The sequence below is a fragment of the Pseudomonas tritici genome, from assembly GCF_014268275.3.
Taxonomy (GTDB): domain Bacteria; phylum Pseudomonadota; class Gammaproteobacteria; order Pseudomonadales; family Pseudomonadaceae; genus Aquipseudomonas; species Aquipseudomonas tritici.
Map to the genome: position 1 here is coordinate 3765368 of NZ_CP077084.1, position 14864 is coordinate 3780231.

Genomic DNA, 14864 nt, shown 5'->3' on the forward strand with positions numbered 1-14864 from the left:
CGATAGCGATCTGAAGGGCGCCATCGCAGGCAAGCCAGCGCCCACAGGACCGCGATCCTATCTATATTTTGTGTGGGTGGCATGAGCATGAACATCACCGATAACCTCAAGGATTACCAACAGGTTCGCGGCCTGGCCATCCAGTCGCTGTTCGAGATTATCGAGCAGTCCAGCGAGGGCACGGTGATTGTCGACCGCGACGCCAATATTGTCTGGATGAACGAGCGTTACGCCAAGCGTTTCGGCCTGAAAAGCGCCGATGAAGCCATCGGCCAGCCCTGCGAACAGGTGATTTCCAACAGCCTGCTGCGCCAGGTGGTGCGCAATGATCAGCCGATCCTGCTGGATATCCAGGACACGCCCAAAGGCCCGCTGGTGGTGATGCGCCTGCCGATCCACAACGACGCAGGCGCGGTGATCGGGGCGATTGGTTTTGCCTTGTTTGATGAGCTGCGCAACCTGTCGCCATTGATCGAACGTTACCTGAGCATGCAACAGGAGCTGGCCTCCACCCGCTCATTGCTGCGTTCGCGCCAGAGCAAATACAACTTCGCGCACTTCATCGGCACCAGCGCCGCCAGCCTTGAAGTGAAACGCCGGGCGCGGCGCAGTGCGAGTGCCGAATCGCCGGTATTGTTACTGGGGGAAACCGGCACGGGTAAGGAGTTGCTCGCCCAGGCGATTCACGGCGCCTCCACGCGGGCGCACAAGGCCTTTGTCAGCGTCAACAGCGCGGCGATTCCCGCAGACCTGTTGGAAGCCGAGTTCTTCGGCACCGCACCGGGCGCGTTTACCGGTGCTGACCGCAAGGGCCGTCCCGGTAAATTCCAGATCGCCCAAGGCGGCACGCTGTTCCTCGACGAGATCGGGGACATGCCCCTGCCGCTGCAAAGCAAATTGCTGCGGGTATTGCAGGAAAAAGAATTTGAGCCAGTAGGCTCCAACGAGATGCTGCACAGCGATGTGCGGGTAATAGCCGCCACGTCGATGGACCTGGAAGCGGCAATCAAGCGCGGTGAGTTTCGTGCGGACCTGTATTACCGGCTGAATGTGCTCCCAATCCACGTGCCGCCGTTGCGTGAGCGGTTGGAGGATATCCCGGCGTTGAGTGAGGCGATCCTTGAGGAACTGCGCAGCCAGCATGAACTGGATCATGAAGCGTTAGCGTTGTTGGCGCAGCATGCGTGGCCGGGGAATATCCGTGAGCTGCGTAACGTGCTGGAGCGCGCGGCGTTGTTGAGTGATGACTTGGTGTTGGATGCCCGGGAAATTCGTGCGGCGATTGGTACGTTCACCCCGGTGCAGCGTGGCAGTGCGGTGGTGCCGGTCGAGGGGGAGAGTTTCAGTGTGGCGCGGGAGCGGTTTGATCGGCAGGTGATTGGGGCGGCGTTGGAGGCGTGTGAGGGGAATGTGGTGGAGGCGGCGAAGCGGCTGGGGCTTGGGCGGTCGACGTTGTATAAGAAAATGGTGGCGTTGGGGATCAACGAGTCTCAATAAAGAGACACCGATCTACATATAAAGACATTACACTGTGGGAGCGGGCTTGCTCGCGAATGCGGTGTACCAGTAAAGAATCCTTTGACTGACACACCGCATTCGCGAGCAAGCCCGCTCCCACATTGGATCTTCATCTGTCTCAAAATAGAGACTCAGTTCAAGATCGCCATCAAAAAAACATGAATTATCTATATATTTCAATCAGTTAAAATCTTGGCACACATCTCGCTATAGCCCTCCTCCAAAGCCTCACCCCACAAAAATAACAATCCGATGGAGACACACCATGAGTGTGATCATTGCCCTGGCAGCCCTGGCGCTGCTGATGCTGGCTGCCTACCGTGGCTATAGCGTTATCCTGTTCGCCCCCATCGCCGCGCTCGGCGCTGTCCTGCTCACCGACCCGTCCGCCGTCGCCCCTGCCTTTACCGGGGTGTTCATGGAGAAAATGGTCGGCTTTATCAAACTGTATTTCCCGGTGTTCCTGCTCGGTGCGGTGTTTGGCAAGCTGATCGAGTTGTCGGGCTTCTCGCGCTCTATTGTCGCCGCCGCGATCCGTTTGCTCGGCACGCGCCAGGCGATGCTGGTGATCGTATTGGTCTGCGCCCTGCTCACCTATGGCGGCGTGTCGCTGTTCGTGGTGGTGTTTGCGGTGTACCCGTTTGCGGCGGAGATGTTTCGCCAGAGCAATATTCCCAAGCGGCTGATCCCGGCAACCATCGCCCTAGGTGCGTTTTCGTTCACCATGGACGCCCTGCCCGGCACGCCGCAGATCCAGAACATCATCCCCAGTACTTTCTTCAACACCACAGCCTGGGCCGCGCCGTGGCTGGGGTTGATCGGCACAATCTTCGTGTTCTGCGCCGGCATGCTCTACCTGGCGCGTCAGCGCAACAAAGCCCAGCGCGCGGGCGAAGGCTATGGCACCGAGCTGCGCAACGAGCCCGAAACCGCTGAAAACCTGACCCTGCCCAACCCATGGATCGCGCTGTCGCCGCTGATTCTGGTGGGGGTGATGAACCTGTTGTTCACCCACTGGATCCCGCAGTGGTACGGCAAGACCCACAGCCTCAGCCTGCCGGGCATGAGCGCGCCGGTGACCACCGACATCGCCAAGCTGACCGCAATCTGGGCGGTGCAGGCGGCGTTGCTGGTGGGCATCATCATGGTGCTAGTGTTTGGCTGGAAGGCGATCAAAAGCAAGCTCGCCGAAGGCAGTAAAAGTGCGGTCAGCGGTGCGCTGCTGGCGGCGATGAACACCGCCTCGGAATACGGTTTTGGCGCAGTGATTGCCTCGTTGCCAGGCTTTTTGGTACTGGCAGACTGGCTCAAAGGCATTCCCAACCCGCTGGTCAACGAAGCAATTACCGTGACCCTGCTGGCCGGTATCACCGGCTCCGCGTCGGGCGGCATGAGCATTGCCTTGGCGGCAATGTCCGAGAGCTTTATTTCGGCGGCCCATGCGGCCAATATCCCCCTTGAAGTGCTGCACCGGGTGGCTGCCATGGCCAGCGGCGGCATGGACACCCTGCCCCACAACGGCGCGGTGATCACGCTGTTGGCGGTGACTGGCCTGACCCACCGCGAAGCCTACAAGGACATTTTCGGCATCACGATCATCAAGACCCTCGCGGTGTTCGTGGTGATCGGTACTTTCTACGCCACCGGCATTGTGTGAGGTTTTCATGACGACATTGAACGGCAAGACCGCCCTGGTCACCGGCTCCACCAGCGGCATCGGTCTGGGTATCGCGTTGAGCCTGGCAAAGGCCGGGGCCAATTTGATCCTCAACGGCTTTGGCGACGCCAGCGCGGTGATCGCGCAAGTGCAAGCGTTTGGCGGCAAGGTCGGCCATCACCCGGCGGACGTCAGCGACCCGGCGCAGATCGCCGACATGATCGCCTACGCCGAGCGTGAATTCGGCGGCGTGGATATCCTAGTGAATAACGCCGGCATCCAGCACGTCGCGGCGGTGGAAGACTTCCCGGCTGAGCGCTGGGACTCGATCATCGCGATCAACCTGTCCTCGGTGTTCCACAGCACGCGCTTGAGCTTGCCAGGCATGAAAGCCAAGGGCTGGGGGCGCATTGTCAATATCGCGTCGGTGCATGGGCAAGTCGGTTCAGTGGGCAAGGCGGCGTATGTGGCGGCCAAGCATGGCGTGATCGGGCTGACCAAAGTGGTCGGCCTGGAGACCGCGACCAGTAACGTCACGTGCAACGCCATCTGCCCAGGCTGGGTGCTGACGCCGCTGGTGCAGAAGCAGATTGATGATCGCGCCGCCAATGGCATCGACCCGCAGCAGGCGCAGCATGATTTGTTGGCGGAGAAGCAGCCGTCACTGGAGTTTGTCACGCCGCCGCAGCTGGGTGAGTTGGTGCTGTTTTTGTGCAGCGAGGCGGGTAGCCAGGTGCGCGGTGCGGCGTGGAATATCGACGGCGGTTGGCTGGCACAGTAGACCCCCATCGTGCACACACAGGAGATCTAAATGTGGGAGCGGGCTTGCTCGCGAATGCGGTGGGTCAGTAACAAATTTCTGGCTGACACACCGCATTCGCGAGCAAGCCCGCTCCCACATTGGGTCGATTTTGTTGGATAGATTCGTAGAAGAATAAGAGACTTGCGTATGTCCGACATCCTCTGGCAACCCTCCCCGGCACGCATCGCCAAGACGCGCATGGACCAGTTCCGCCGCTACATCAACGAACGCTACAGCGTGGAGCTCAGCGACTACCCGGCGTTGCACCAGTGGAGCATCGACCAGCGCCCGGATTTCTGGCGGGCGATCGTGGCGTTCTTCGACGTGCAATTTCGCAGCCCGCCCACGGCGGTGCTGATCGAAGACACCGAGATGCCCAGCGCCCACTGGTTTCCCGGCGCCACCCTGAATTTTTCCGAGCACCTGCTGCGCCGCCGCGACGATCACCCGGCGGTGGTCGCCATCGGCGAAGACGGCCAGCGCGAGCAATTGACCTACGCCGAACTGGCCGCCCACGTGGCCGGCCTGCAAAAAAGCCTGCGCGCTGCCGGCGTCACCCAGGGCGACCGGGTTGCCGCGTGCATGCCCAACACTTGGCAAACCCTGGTGGGCATGCTCGCGACCACCAGCCTGGGCGCGATCTGGTCGTGCTCATCGCCCGACTTTGGCACCCAGGGCGTCATCGACCGTTTCGGCCAGATCGAACCCAAAGTGCTGATCACCTGCGCCGGTTACCGCTATGCCGGTAAGGACATCGACCAGACCGCCAAGCTCAATGAAATCCTCGAGCGCCTGCCGTCCCTGGAACAGTTGATCATCGTGCCTTATGCACGGCCCCAGGCGCGAGTCGAGGACTACCGCACCCACGCCAGCATCACCCTGTGGCAGGACTTCTACCAAGCCGGTGGCGAGCCGGAATTCGTCGCCGTGCCGTTCGATCATCCGCTGTACATCCTCTATTCCAGCGGCACCACCGGCATCCCTAAATGCATCATCCATGGGACCGGCGGCGTGCTGCTCACCCACCTCAAGGAACACGGCCTGCACGCCGACCTGTCGCGCGAGGACTGCCTGTTCTACTACACCACCTGCGGCTGGATGATGTGGAACTGGCTGGTGTCGGTGCTGGCCATCGGCGCTACGGCGGTGCTGTATGACGGTTCGCCTTTTCATCCAGGCCCCGAGCGGCTGATCGACCTGATCGACGCGGAAAAGATCAGCGTGTTCGGCACCAGCCCCAAGTTTCTCGCCACGCTGGAAAAGTCCGGCCTGCAACCGCGCCTGACCCACGACCTGGGCAGCCTCAAAGGCCTGATTTCAACGGGTTCACCGTTGTCGCCGCAGAGCTACGACTACGTGTATCGCGAGATCAAGGGCGAGTTGTGCCTGTCCTCCATGTCCGGCGGCACCGATATCGTCTCCTGCTTTGTGATCGGCAACCCAGTGTTGCCTGTGCGGCGCGGCGAAATGCAGTGCAAGAGCCTGGCAATGGCCATTGAGGTGTGGAATGACCAGGGCCAGCCACTGATCGGCGAAAAAGGCGAACTGGTGTGCACCCGGCATTTCCCGGCCATGCCGATCGGCCTGTGGAACGACCCGGAGCGCCAGAAACTGCGCGCCTCGTATTTCAGCCAGTTCCCCGGCGTATGGGCCCAGGGTGACTACGCCGAACAGCGGCCCAATGGCAGCCTGCTGATTCACGGGCGTTCCGACGCCGTGCTCAACCCGGGCGGCGTACGCATCGGCACGGCAGAGATCTACCGCCAGGTGGAAAAAGTCCCACAGGTGCTGGAAAGCCTGGCGATTGGTCAACGCTGGCAGGACGACGTTCGTGTGGTGCTGTTCGTGCGCCTCAACGACGGTGTCGAACTGAACGCAGCCCTGGAGCAACACATTCGCCAGGTCATCCGCGCCAACACCACACCCCGCCATGTACCGGCGAAGATCCTCGCTGTCACCGATATCCCCCGCACCATCAGCGGAAAGATCGTCGAATTGGCGGTGCGCAATGTGGTGCACGGCGAGCCCGTGAAGAATACCGACGCCCTGGCGAACCCGCAGGCGCTGGAGCAGTTTCGCGATCGCCCTGAACTGGCTGAAGGATGAAAGGTTTCAGCCTTGGCGCACGGTTTTGAAGACAAACCCCGAATGCATGCTATTTTTCGGGGGTAGTCACTCATTCCCAAGTCACGGGATAATGGGTGTTGTCATCTTTCAAAGCGTTACGCTCAGGGCTTTTACATCATGAAGGGAACATCCACCGGTAGCGAAGCCGCCGCTTTAATTGCGCGGCTGGACTGGGCGCAAAGCCCACTCGGTGAGGCCAATGATTGGCCACAAAGCCTGCGCACTGCCGTGGATATCGTCGTGCACTCGCCGATGCCGATGCTGCTGCTGTGGGGCAGCCAACTCACGCAACTCTATAACGACGGCTTCGCGCTGCTGGCGGGTAACAAACACCCCGACGCCATGGGCAAGCCCGCGCACCAGACCTGGCCGGAGCTGGAAAGCTTTGCCGCGCCGGTCTACGACGCAGTGCTCAGCGGCGAGGTGCGCACGTTCAGCGAGCAGCGCTTCGTGCTGCAACGCAATAATCGCGACACCGAGATCTGGCTGGACCTGACCTACAGCCCGGTCCGCGATGAAAGCGCCAAGGTGGCTGGCATCCTGGTCACCGCCATCGAAACCAACGAACGCCGCCGGGCCCAGCACAACACTGAACAACGCCTGCAACTCGCCTTGGCGGCCACTGACGCCGTAGGCACCTGGGACTGGGATATCGGCGAAGACCGCTTTATTGCCGACGCGCATTTCGCCTACCTGCACGGCGTCGCCCCCAGCGATGCAGGCCTGCTGCCGATCAGCGACTACTTGCAAGGCGTGCACCCCGAAGACCGCGGCACGGTGACGCGCAGCATCAAGCATTGCATCACCTTCGGCACCGAATACGCTGAGGAATACCGCCTGCTGCAGGCCGACGGCAACGTGCGCTGGGTGTTTGCCCGGGGCCGTTGCTACAAGGACCATCAAGGCCGCCCGGCGCGGTTCCTCGGCGCCGCATTGGACCTCACCGAACGCAAGCACACCGAGCAAGCCCTGCGCCAAAGCCAGACAGAGTTGCAGCTGATCATCAACGCCATGCCGGTGCTGATCGGCTATGTCGACCACGAGCAGCGTTTCCGCCTGAACAACAGCGCGTACCTGGAGTGGTACGGCAGGACGCCCCAGGAGCTGTATGGCAAGACCATCCGCGAAGTGCTCGGCGACGAGGTATATGCCGGGCGCGCGGACAAGATTGCCGCCGCGCTCGAGGGCAAGGCCTGCAGTTTCATGACCGTCACGCCGCACCGCGACGGCCGGCCGCGGCATGCCTTAATGAAGTACCTGCCGCGCTTCAGCAATGACGGTTCGGTGAATGGTTTCTACATCTTTGTGATCGATGAGACCGAACGCAAACTCACCGAAGAAGCCCTGCGCCACCTCAACGAAAACCTCGAGGAACGCGTGGCCCAGCGCACCCAGGCGCTGGCCGAGGCCAACCAGCGCCTGCAAAACGAAATGTACGAGCGCGAGCGCGCCGAAGACGCCCTGCGCCATGCGCAGAAAATGGAAGCGGTCGGCCAACTCACCGGCGGTATCGCCCATGACTTCAACAACATGCTCACCGGCATCATCGGCAGCCTGGACCTGATGCAGCGCTATATCGCCGCCGGGCGCAGTGATGAGATCGGGCGTTTTACCGATGCCGCCGTGTCGTCCGCCCATCGTGCGGCCGCCCTCACCCACCGCTTGCTGGCGTTCTCACGCCGCCAGTCGCTGGATCGACGCCCGCTGAACCCAAACCAATTGGTGACGTCTCTGGAAGATTTGTTCCGGCGTACCAAGGGCGCGCATATCGCGCTCAAGGTGCAACTCGGCCACGACATCTGGCCGGTGAACACCGATGCCAGCCAGCTGGAAAACGCCTTGCTCAACCTGGTAATCAACGCCCGCGATGCCATGCCCGATGGCGGTGAAATCCTGATTGAAACCGCCAACAGTTACCTGGACGGCACCGACATCACCACCCTTGAACCGGTCAAGGCTGGCGACTACGTGATGCTCGGCGTGTGCGACAACGGCACCGGCATGGCGCCGAAGATCCTGGCAAAGGCATTCGACCCGTTCTTCACCACTAAGCCCATCGGCCAGGGCACCGGCCTCGGGCTGTCGATGATCTACGGGTTCGCCCAGCAGTCCGGCGGCCACGTGACCATTCAAAGCGAACCGGGCCACGGCACGTGTGTGCGCCTGTACCTGCCGCGCCTGTACGGTACGTCGCTGGAAAGCAGCCAGCCGCCGCACCTAAGCGAAGCCCCGTTGGCGCTGGAGGGTGAGGCGGTGGTGGTGGTCGAGGACGACCCGGCGGTGCGCATGCTGGTGGTCAATGTGCTCGATGAGCTGGGCTACACCGCGCACCAGGCGGCGGACGCAAGGGCGGCACTGCCGCTGCTGGAGTCGGACCTGCGCGTGGATTTGCTGGTCACCGATGTCGGCCTGCCGGGCATGAACGGCCGGCAGTTGGCGGAAATTGCCCGTCAGCAGCGGCCCGGTCTCAAGGTCCTGTTCATGACCGGGTACGCCGAGAAAGCCGCTGAGCGCCAGGGCTTTCTGGAAGACGGCATGGACATGGTTGCCAAACCGTTTTCCATCGACCTGCTGGCCACGAAAATCCGCAGCATGATCAGCGTGGACGAATGAGTTCAGGCATAATCGCGCGCCGTCGCACACTTGGTAGAGATCAATGAAAGCCCAAGCCCGTCATATCCTGGTGAAAACCAGCGAAGAAGCCGAACAACTCAAGCAACGCATTGCCAAGGGCGAGGCGTTTGACGTGCTGGCCAAGAAGTACTCCACCTGCCCGTCTGGCAAGCGTGGTGGCGATCTGGGTGAAGTGCGGCCTGGGCAGATGGTCGGGGCGATTGATGCGGTGATTTTCAAGAAGCCCGTGAAGGTGGTTCACGGGCCGATCAAGAGTAAGTTTGGGTATCACTTGGTGCAGGTGTTTTACCGGGATTGAGGGGTTGGCTTTAGACCGCTTTCGCGAGCAAGCCCGCCCCCACATTCGACTGCATTCTTTCAGTTAAAACGCTGTCAACTGTGGGAGGGGGCTTGCTCCCGAACCGCCGCAGGCGGCCATTCACCTGGGAATCAAAGCCCCCGACACCTGGATAACCCGGCTCGCCAACCGATGCCCAGCCAAGGCAGCCTCCTCGGGTGACCCACCCTTGAGCCGACCAGCCAAATACGCCGCACTGAACGAATCCCCCGCCGCCGTCGTATCCACGACCTTCTCCACCTTCAGCGCCGGCACGGCAAAGCGCTCCCCGGCACAACGGATCAAACACGCATCCGCCCCGCGCTTGAGCACCACCTCAGCAATTCCCGGATACGCCGCGAACACCTGCTCACTGTCGGCATAACCAAACAGCGCGCGCTCGTCATCCTCGGTCAACAAGGCAATATCCACCTCGGCCAACACCAAGTGATACGCCGCCCGTGCCGCCTCGACACTGGCCCACAGGCGCGGTCGGTAGTTGTTGTCGAACACCACCTTGCCCCCGCGTCGACGGGTTTCGATCAGGGTTTGCAGCAAACGCTCACGGCCGAGTTCACCCAGTACCGCCAGGGTGATGCCGCTGAAATACACCACGTCGTAGTCCGGCAAGGCGGCCAGGATCGGCTCGGCCGCAGGCGTGGTGAAGCACTCGCGCACGGCGGCTTCGTTACGCCAATAGAGGAATTTACGCTCGCCATTGGCATCGGTCTGGATGCAATACAAACCTGGCAAACGCCCGGGCAGGCGCTGGACCCTGCCCAGGCCCAGGCCTTCTTGCGCCCACTGTTGGCACATGGCGTCACTGAAGCTGTCATCGCCCAGAGCGGTGACGTAGTCGACGTGAGCGGTGTCGCCCAGCTCGCGGCGCAGGTAGACCGCCGCGTTCAGGGTGTCGCCGCCGAAGCTTTGGTGCAGGCTGCCGTCGGCGCGGTGTTGCAGTTCGATCATGCATTCGCCGATGAGGGCGATGTGGGGTTCGGGGGGCATGGCGGGTTCTCGGGTGTTGTTCAGGGCCCCATCGCAGGCAAGCCAGCGCCCACATTTGAAGGTATTCACAATTCAAAATGTGGGAGCTGGCTTGCCTGCGATGGCCGCAACTCGGTCTAAAAGCAAGTACGCAAAGACTCAATCACCTGCAACTGCTCATCCACCAGACAACCCACTTGCCACTTGTCAAAGGTCAGGCACGGGTGCGAAGTGCCGAACGAGATAATGTCGCCAATACGCAACTCCACCCCCGGCGCCACGGTCATGAATGCGTGCTGGTCCATCACCGCCGTGACCTTGCACGCCCCCACGTCATCACCTTCCGCCGGCAGGATACCGGCCTTGTAGCGCTTGAGCGGCACCGGCAAACCGGCGTCATAGGCGACGTCACGCTTGCCCAGGGCGATCACCGCAAAACCCGGCTCGGGCATCGATTGCACATGCGCCCAAACTTCCAGCGCCGGGCGCAGGCCTTCGCTGAGGTCGCTGCGACGGTCGAGCACGCAGCATTGCGCCTCTTTGTAGATGCCGTGGTCGTGGGCCACATAGCTGCCCGGGCGCAACACGCTGAGGAAGCGGCCGGCGGCGTTTTGCGCCTCGAACGACTCGGCGATCAAGTCGTACCAGGCCGACCCCGACGCGGTGACGATGGGCTTGGGCAGGTCGAAAGAGCCGTTGTTCTGCAGGTCCACCGCCAAGCGCACCAGGCTGGCGGCGAACTCACGGATGCCGCTGATGGCGTGCTCGCCATGGATCACGCCTTCATAGCCTTCGATACCGGTAAGGGCCAGGGCGGGCTGGGCCTTGATCGCCTTGGCCAGATCACGGACCTCCTGCTCACTGCGGCAACCGCAACGGCCACCGACCACGCCGTATTCGATCATTACGTTGAGGCGCAAACCACGAGCGGCGAAAAACAGGCCGAGGTCGGCGACGTTGTCCGGGTGGTCGACCATGCAGTGGAAGTCGAAATCCTTGTCGGCCAACAGGTCAGCGATCAGCGCCATGTTTGGCGCCCCCACCAGTTGGTTGGCCATCAACACACGGCGCACGCCGCCAGCGTAGGCAGCACGGACCTGTACGGCGTTGGCCAGGGTGATGCCCCAAGCACCCGCTGCGATCTGGCGTTGAAACAGTGCCGGCATCATGCTGGTCTTTCCATGGGGCGCGAGTTCGGCGCCGCTCTTGCTGACAAAGTCCTGCATCCAGCGGATGTTGTGTTCCAGGGCGTCACGGTGCAGCACCAGGGCGGGCAGGCTGACGTCGCGAACCAGGTGGGCACCGACGGCGGCGGCGCCCTTTTCAACGGCATTGATGGCAGACATGGAAAACTCCTATTCGTTGATGCGCCGGGCCAGGTGGTTGGCGCTGTCGATCAACACCCGGCGATAGTCGTTGTAGTTTTTGACCGCGTCGGCGCGTGGGGCGACGATGCACAGGGTCGCAATGCTGATGCCTTGGGCGTCCCGTACCGGGGCGGCAAAGCAATGGGTAAAGGTGTCGGCCACACTGTCGAAGGAAAAGAAGCCATCGAGGGTGGCCTGACGGATTTGCGCCAGGAAGGTCTCCAGCGGCAGGCGCTGGCCATCCGGCAGGATGAAGTCGTCGGGATCGATCAGGTCGATGATCTGCTGGTCGCTCAAGTGCCCCAGCAGCAGGCGTCCGGAGGCGGTCCAGGGGATCGGTGCGTTTTCGCCGATGTCCGAGGAAATCCGAAAATGCCGCTCACCTTCGCGCATCAGCGCCACCGTGTATTTGCGCCCGTTGAGCAGGCACATCTGCGCGGTTTCGTGGGTCTGGCTGACGATCTCCTGCAAGGCGTGGTCGGCCTCGCGGGTCAGGTCGAAATGGCGCAGGTGCGCCTGGCCAAGAAAGTACAGTTGGCGGCCGAGGTAGACGTGACCGTCCTTGCCCACCGTTTCCAAGATGCGTCGTTCAAGCAGGGACGCGACCAATTCGTAGATGGTGGATTTGGGGCTGCCGATGCCGCTGGCAATATCATTCGGGCGCAGGGGCTGGCCGATTTCCTTGAGGAAGTCGAGGATATCGAATGCACGGTCCAGGCCCTTGGCGCGGCGTTTGATGGTGTCTTCGGTCATGGCGGTTTTCGGTCCGGTCAAAATGTTGCTATCAACACATATCCCCTGTGGGAGCGGGCTTGCTCGCGAATGCGGTGGATCAGTTATAGATGCATTTACTGACACACCGCTTTCGCGAGCAAGCCCGCTCCCACATTTGATCTCGGGTGGTCTCAAGAGTGGGGGGCATTTAGCCTTTTTTCTTGTAGGCCACGCAATCAATCTCGACCTTGCAATCGACCATCATGTTCGCCTGCACACAGGCACGTGCCGGGGCGTGTTCCGGGGTGAAGTATTCGCCGAATACCTTGTTGAAACTCCAGAAGTCCCGGGGGTCCTCCAGCCATACGCCGACGCGCACGACATCTTTGAGTTCGTAGCCGGCTTCTTCGAGGATCGCCACCACGTTGCGCATCGTCTGGCGGGTTTGCTCGATGATCCCGCCCGTGATGATTTCGCCGTCCACCGCAGGCACTTGGCCTGAGACGTACAGCCAACCGTCCGCTTCCACCGCGCGGGCGAAAGGACGTGGCTGGCCACCACCGGCTGTGCTGCCGGCACCGTAACGAGTGATACTCATAAAAATAGGCTCCTGATTAAAAACGAATGTTCTTGAGAAATTCCGCCAGACGCGGCGATTGCGGACGTTCGAAAATATCCTTCGAGGTACCCTGCTCTTCAATGCGGCCCTGGTTCATGAAAACGATTTTGTCCGAGACTTCATAGGCAAAACGCATCTCGTGGGTAACCAACAACATGGTCATGCCCTCTTCCGCCAGGCCCTTGATCACGCTGAGCACTTCGCCCACCAACTCGGGGTCGAGGGCCGAGGTGACTTCGTCGAACAGCATCAGGCTCGGGTTCATGGCAATCGCACGAGCAATCGCCACACGCTGTTGCTGGCCACCGGAAAGCTGGCCGGGGAAGTGGTTGCGACGCTCTAGAAGTCCCACGCGATCCAGCCATTTTTCCGCCAGCGCGATGGCTTCGTCCTTGCCCATTTTCTTGACCTTGAGCAGGCCGAGGGTAACGTTCTGCAACGCCGTCAAATGTGGGAAAAGGTTGAATTGCTGGAACGCCATGCCGGTCATCGCACGGTGCTGGGCGATCACCCGTTCAGGATGACGCACGCGCTTGCCGGCAATCTCGCTGTAACCGATAGACTCGCCATCCAGGGTGATCTGGCCGCCCTGGAACTCTTCGAGCAGGTTGACGCAGCGCAACAGCGTGGTCTTGCCCGAGCCGCTGGAGCCGATCAAGGTCACCACATTGCCGCGCTGCATGGACAGGTCGACGCCCCTGAGCACTTCGACTTCGCCGTATTGTTTACGCAGCCCGCGAATGTTCAGCAGCGGGTGGGTTGTTTGAGGTTGGTTCATGGCAAGGCCACCCGCTTTTCAATGTAGCGACCGAATAATTCGATGGCGTAGTTGATGACAAAGAACAGAAACCCGGCGAACAGGTAGAACTCCAGGGTCATGAAAGTGCGTGCGATCACTTGCTGGGTGCTCAGCAACAGCTCGGCCACGCCGATCACCGAGAGCAAGGTCGAGGCCTTGACGATTTCTGTCGAGGAGTTGACCCAGGTCGGCAGAATCTGGCGCAACGCCTGGGGCAACAGCACGTAGGCCAGGGACTGGTAGAACGTCAGGCCAATCGCCCTGCCCGCTTCCAGTTGCCCACGGGGAATGGCTTGCAGCGCGCCGCGCACGATTTCCGAGACGTGGGAGCCGCAGAACAACGTCAGCCCGACCGCACCGGCCTGAAACGCGCTGATTTGCCAGCCGAGCGCCGGCAGCATGTAGAAACACGCCAGCACCAGTACAAATACCGGTGTGCCACGGATCAAGTCGACATACAGACGAAACGGCGCACGCATCCAGAATTTGCCGTAGGTGAGGATCAACCCGGCGACAATGCCGATCAGGGTGCCAAAGATAATGGCCAACGCCGAGACATACACGCTGGCCTGGAAGCCCGCCCAGAGCGTCTCCCGGGCGATCCACAACTCATGCAGCCAGCTTGGGGATTCGTACATGGAAACCTCGCTTAACGACGGATCGCCAGGCGCTGTTCCAGGTAACGGAGCAGCATGGCGATGAGGTAACAGGCAGCCACGTAGAGCGCAGTCGTGACCATCCAGGTTTCAATCACCCGATAGCTTTCGACGTTGATCTTGCGGGCGTAATAGGTCAGCTCCGGCACCGCGATGGCGGCGGCGAGCGAGGTGTCCTTGAACAGCGAAATGAAGTTGTTCGACAGCGCAGGCAGCACGTTGCGCAGCATCACCGGCACGGTGATGTAGGCGCGGATACGCCATTCACCCAAACCGATCGCCAACCCGGCTTCACGCAAGCCCTTGGGAATATTCAACAGCCCGGCGCGGAACACCTCGGTCAGATAGGCACCGGCGTAAAGCGACAAGGTGATGATGAACGAGGGGATCTTGTCCAGGCGGATGCCCAGGCTGGGCAAGGCGAAGTAGATCAACAGGATCAGTACCAGGATCGGTGTATTGCGCACCACCGTCACATACACCGAGGCGAAGATTCGCAGCGCACGGTGCCTGGACAGCATGGCAAACGCCATCAGCAGGCCGATCACGCAGCCGATGGCGATCGACAGCAATGCCAGTTCCAGGCCCAGGCCGAGCCCCAACAGCAAGGTGTCGAAATCGCGCCAGACGGCGGCAAAGTTCAACTGATAGTTCATGGTCGACAGTAC

13 protein-coding genes are annotated in these 14864 nt (G+C 61.2%); 6 read left to right on the top strand and 7 right to left on the bottom strand.

The genetic code is table 11. The annotated features are described in order from the left end of the window. The first annotated feature begins 87 nt into the window (after positions 1-87). The 6 genes from HU722_RS16840 to HU722_RS16865 all read left to right on the top strand — a co-directional run bounded on the left by HU722_RS16840 (position 88) and on the right by HU722_RS16865 (position 9036). Entirely contained in the window at positions 88-1497 is a 1410-nt protein-coding gene (locus HU722_RS16840; RefSeq protein ID WP_065872039.1) for a sigma-54 interaction domain-containing protein, read from the top strand. 286 nt (positions 1498-1783) lie between these two features. After that, complete coding sequence (locus tag HU722_RS16845; RefSeq protein WP_065880685.1) at positions 1784-3175, top strand: GntP family permease; 1392 nt, start codon at positions 1784-1786, stop codon at positions 3173-3175. 7 nt (positions 3176-3182) lie between these two features. Beyond that, the gene (locus HU722_RS16850; RefSeq protein ID WP_065880684.1) at positions 3183-3956 is read left to right on the top strand and encodes a 3-hydroxybutyrate dehydrogenase; all 774 of its coding nucleotides are present in this window, start codon (positions 3183-3185) and stop codon (positions 3954-3956) included. A 168-nt stretch (positions 3957-4124) separates the two neighbouring features. Then, positions 4125-6083 (top strand): acetoacetate--CoA ligase, encoded by a 1959-nt coding sequence (locus HU722_RS16855; protein ID WP_065890852.1) that lies wholly within the window; start codon positions 4125-4127, stop codon positions 6081-6083. A 138-nt stretch (positions 6084-6221) separates the two neighbouring features. Continuing rightward, a complete protein-coding gene (locus HU722_RS16860) occupies positions 6222-8717 on the top strand; it encodes a PAS domain-containing hybrid sensor histidine kinase/response regulator family protein (RefSeq protein ID WP_065872026.1) in 2496 nt (831 codons plus the stop codon). Between the two features lie 43 nt (positions 8718-8760). Further along, positions 8761-9036 carry a peptidylprolyl isomerase gene (locus HU722_RS16865; RefSeq protein ID WP_003174397.1) on the top strand — a complete coding sequence of 92 codons (276 nt, stop codon included), beginning with the start codon at positions 8761-8763 and terminating at the stop codon, positions 9034-9036. Between the two features lie 120 nt (positions 9037-9156). Here the strand turns inward: HU722_RS16865 and HU722_RS16870 are convergent, their stop codons facing one another. The 7 genes from HU722_RS16870 to HU722_RS16900 all read right to left on the bottom strand — a co-directional run bounded on the left by HU722_RS16870 (position 9157) and on the right by HU722_RS16900 (position 14852). Further along, on the bottom strand, positions 9157-10062 hold the full coding sequence (locus tag HU722_RS16870; protein WP_065890851.1) for a sugar kinase: 906 nt from the start codon (positions 10060-10062) through the stop codon (positions 9157-9159). Between the two features lie 116 nt (positions 10063-10178). Further along, positions 10179-11387 (bottom strand): amino acid deaminase, encoded by a 1209-nt coding sequence (locus HU722_RS16875; RefSeq protein ID WP_065872028.1) that lies wholly within the window; start codon positions 11385-11387, stop codon positions 10179-10181. A gap of 9 nt (positions 11388-11396) precedes the next feature. Continuing rightward, positions 11397-12161 carry an IclR family transcriptional regulator gene (locus HU722_RS16880; RefSeq protein WP_186755046.1) on the bottom strand — a complete coding sequence of 255 codons (765 nt, stop codon included), beginning with the start codon at positions 12159-12161 and terminating at the stop codon, positions 11397-11399. A 169-nt stretch (positions 12162-12330) separates the two neighbouring features. Beyond that, complete coding sequence (locus tag HU722_RS16885) at positions 12331-12720, bottom strand: RidA family protein (RefSeq protein ID WP_010210958.1); 390 nt, start codon at positions 12718-12720, stop codon at positions 12331-12333. 16 nt (positions 12721-12736) lie between these two features. Beyond that, positions 12737-13519, bottom strand: a complete 783-nt coding sequence (locus HU722_RS16890; RefSeq protein ID WP_065872030.1) for an amino acid ABC transporter ATP-binding protein — start codon at positions 13517-13519, stop codon at positions 12737-12739. Then, positions 13516-14178 carry an amino acid ABC transporter permease gene (locus HU722_RS16895; protein ID WP_065872031.1) on the bottom strand — a complete coding sequence of 221 codons (663 nt, stop codon included), beginning with the start codon at positions 14176-14178 and terminating at the stop codon, positions 13516-13518. The genes HU722_RS16890 and HU722_RS16895 overlap by 4 nt, the downstream gene beginning before the upstream one ends. Before the next feature lie 11 nt (positions 14179-14189). Continuing rightward, positions 14190-14852 carry an amino acid ABC transporter permease gene (locus HU722_RS16900; RefSeq protein ID WP_065872032.1) on the bottom strand — a complete coding sequence of 221 codons (663 nt, stop codon included), beginning with the start codon at positions 14850-14852 and terminating at the stop codon, positions 14190-14192. Between the last annotated feature and the right edge of the window lie 12 nt (positions 14853-14864).

Excerpts from the sequence above, each read along its gene's own strand:
- HU722_RS16840 (WP_065872039.1), top strand. The coding sequence starts at position 88 with ATGAACATCACCGATAACCTCAAGGATTACCAACAGGTTCGCGGCCTG.
- HU722_RS16845 (WP_065880685.1), top strand. The coding sequence starts at position 1,784 with ATGAGTGTGATCATTGCCCTGGCAGCCCTGGCGCTGCTGATGCTGGCT.
- HU722_RS16850 (WP_065880684.1), top strand. The coding sequence starts at position 3,183 with ATGACGACATTGAACGGCAAGACCGCCCTGGTCACCGGCTCCACCAGC.
- HU722_RS16855 (WP_065890852.1), top strand. The coding sequence starts at position 4,125 with ATGTCCGACATCCTCTGGCAACCCTCCCCGGCACGCATCGCCAAGACG.
- HU722_RS16860 (WP_065872026.1), top strand. The coding sequence starts at position 6,222 with ATGAAGGGAACATCCACCGGTAGCGAAGCCGCCGCTTTAATTGCGCGG.
- HU722_RS16865 (WP_003174397.1), top strand. The coding sequence starts at position 8,761 with ATGAAAGCCCAAGCCCGTCATATCCTGGTGAAAACCAGCGAAGAAGCC.
- HU722_RS16870 (WP_065890851.1), bottom strand. The coding sequence starts at position 10,062 with ATGCCCCCCGAACCCCACATCGCCCTCATCGGCGAATGCATGATCGAA.
- HU722_RS16875 (WP_065872028.1), bottom strand. The coding sequence starts at position 11,387 with ATGTCTGCCATCAATGCCGTTGAAAAGGGCGCCGCCGCCGTCGGTGCC.
- HU722_RS16880 (WP_186755046.1), bottom strand. The coding sequence starts at position 12,161 with ATGACCGAAGACACCATCAAACGCCGCGCCAAGGGCCTGGACCGTGCA.
- HU722_RS16885 (WP_010210958.1), bottom strand. The coding sequence starts at position 12,720 with ATGAGTATCACTCGTTACGGTGCCGGCAGCACAGCCGGTGGTGGCCAG.
- HU722_RS16890 (WP_065872030.1), bottom strand. The coding sequence starts at position 13,519 with ATGAACCAACCTCAAACAACCCACCCGCTGCTGAACATTCGCGGGCTG.
- HU722_RS16895 (WP_065872031.1), bottom strand. The coding sequence starts at position 14,178 with ATGTACGAATCCCCAAGCTGGCTGCATGAGTTGTGGATCGCCCGGGAG.
- HU722_RS16900 (WP_065872032.1), bottom strand. The coding sequence starts at position 14,852 with ATGAACTATCAGTTGAACTTTGCCGCCGTCTGGCGCGATTTCGACACC.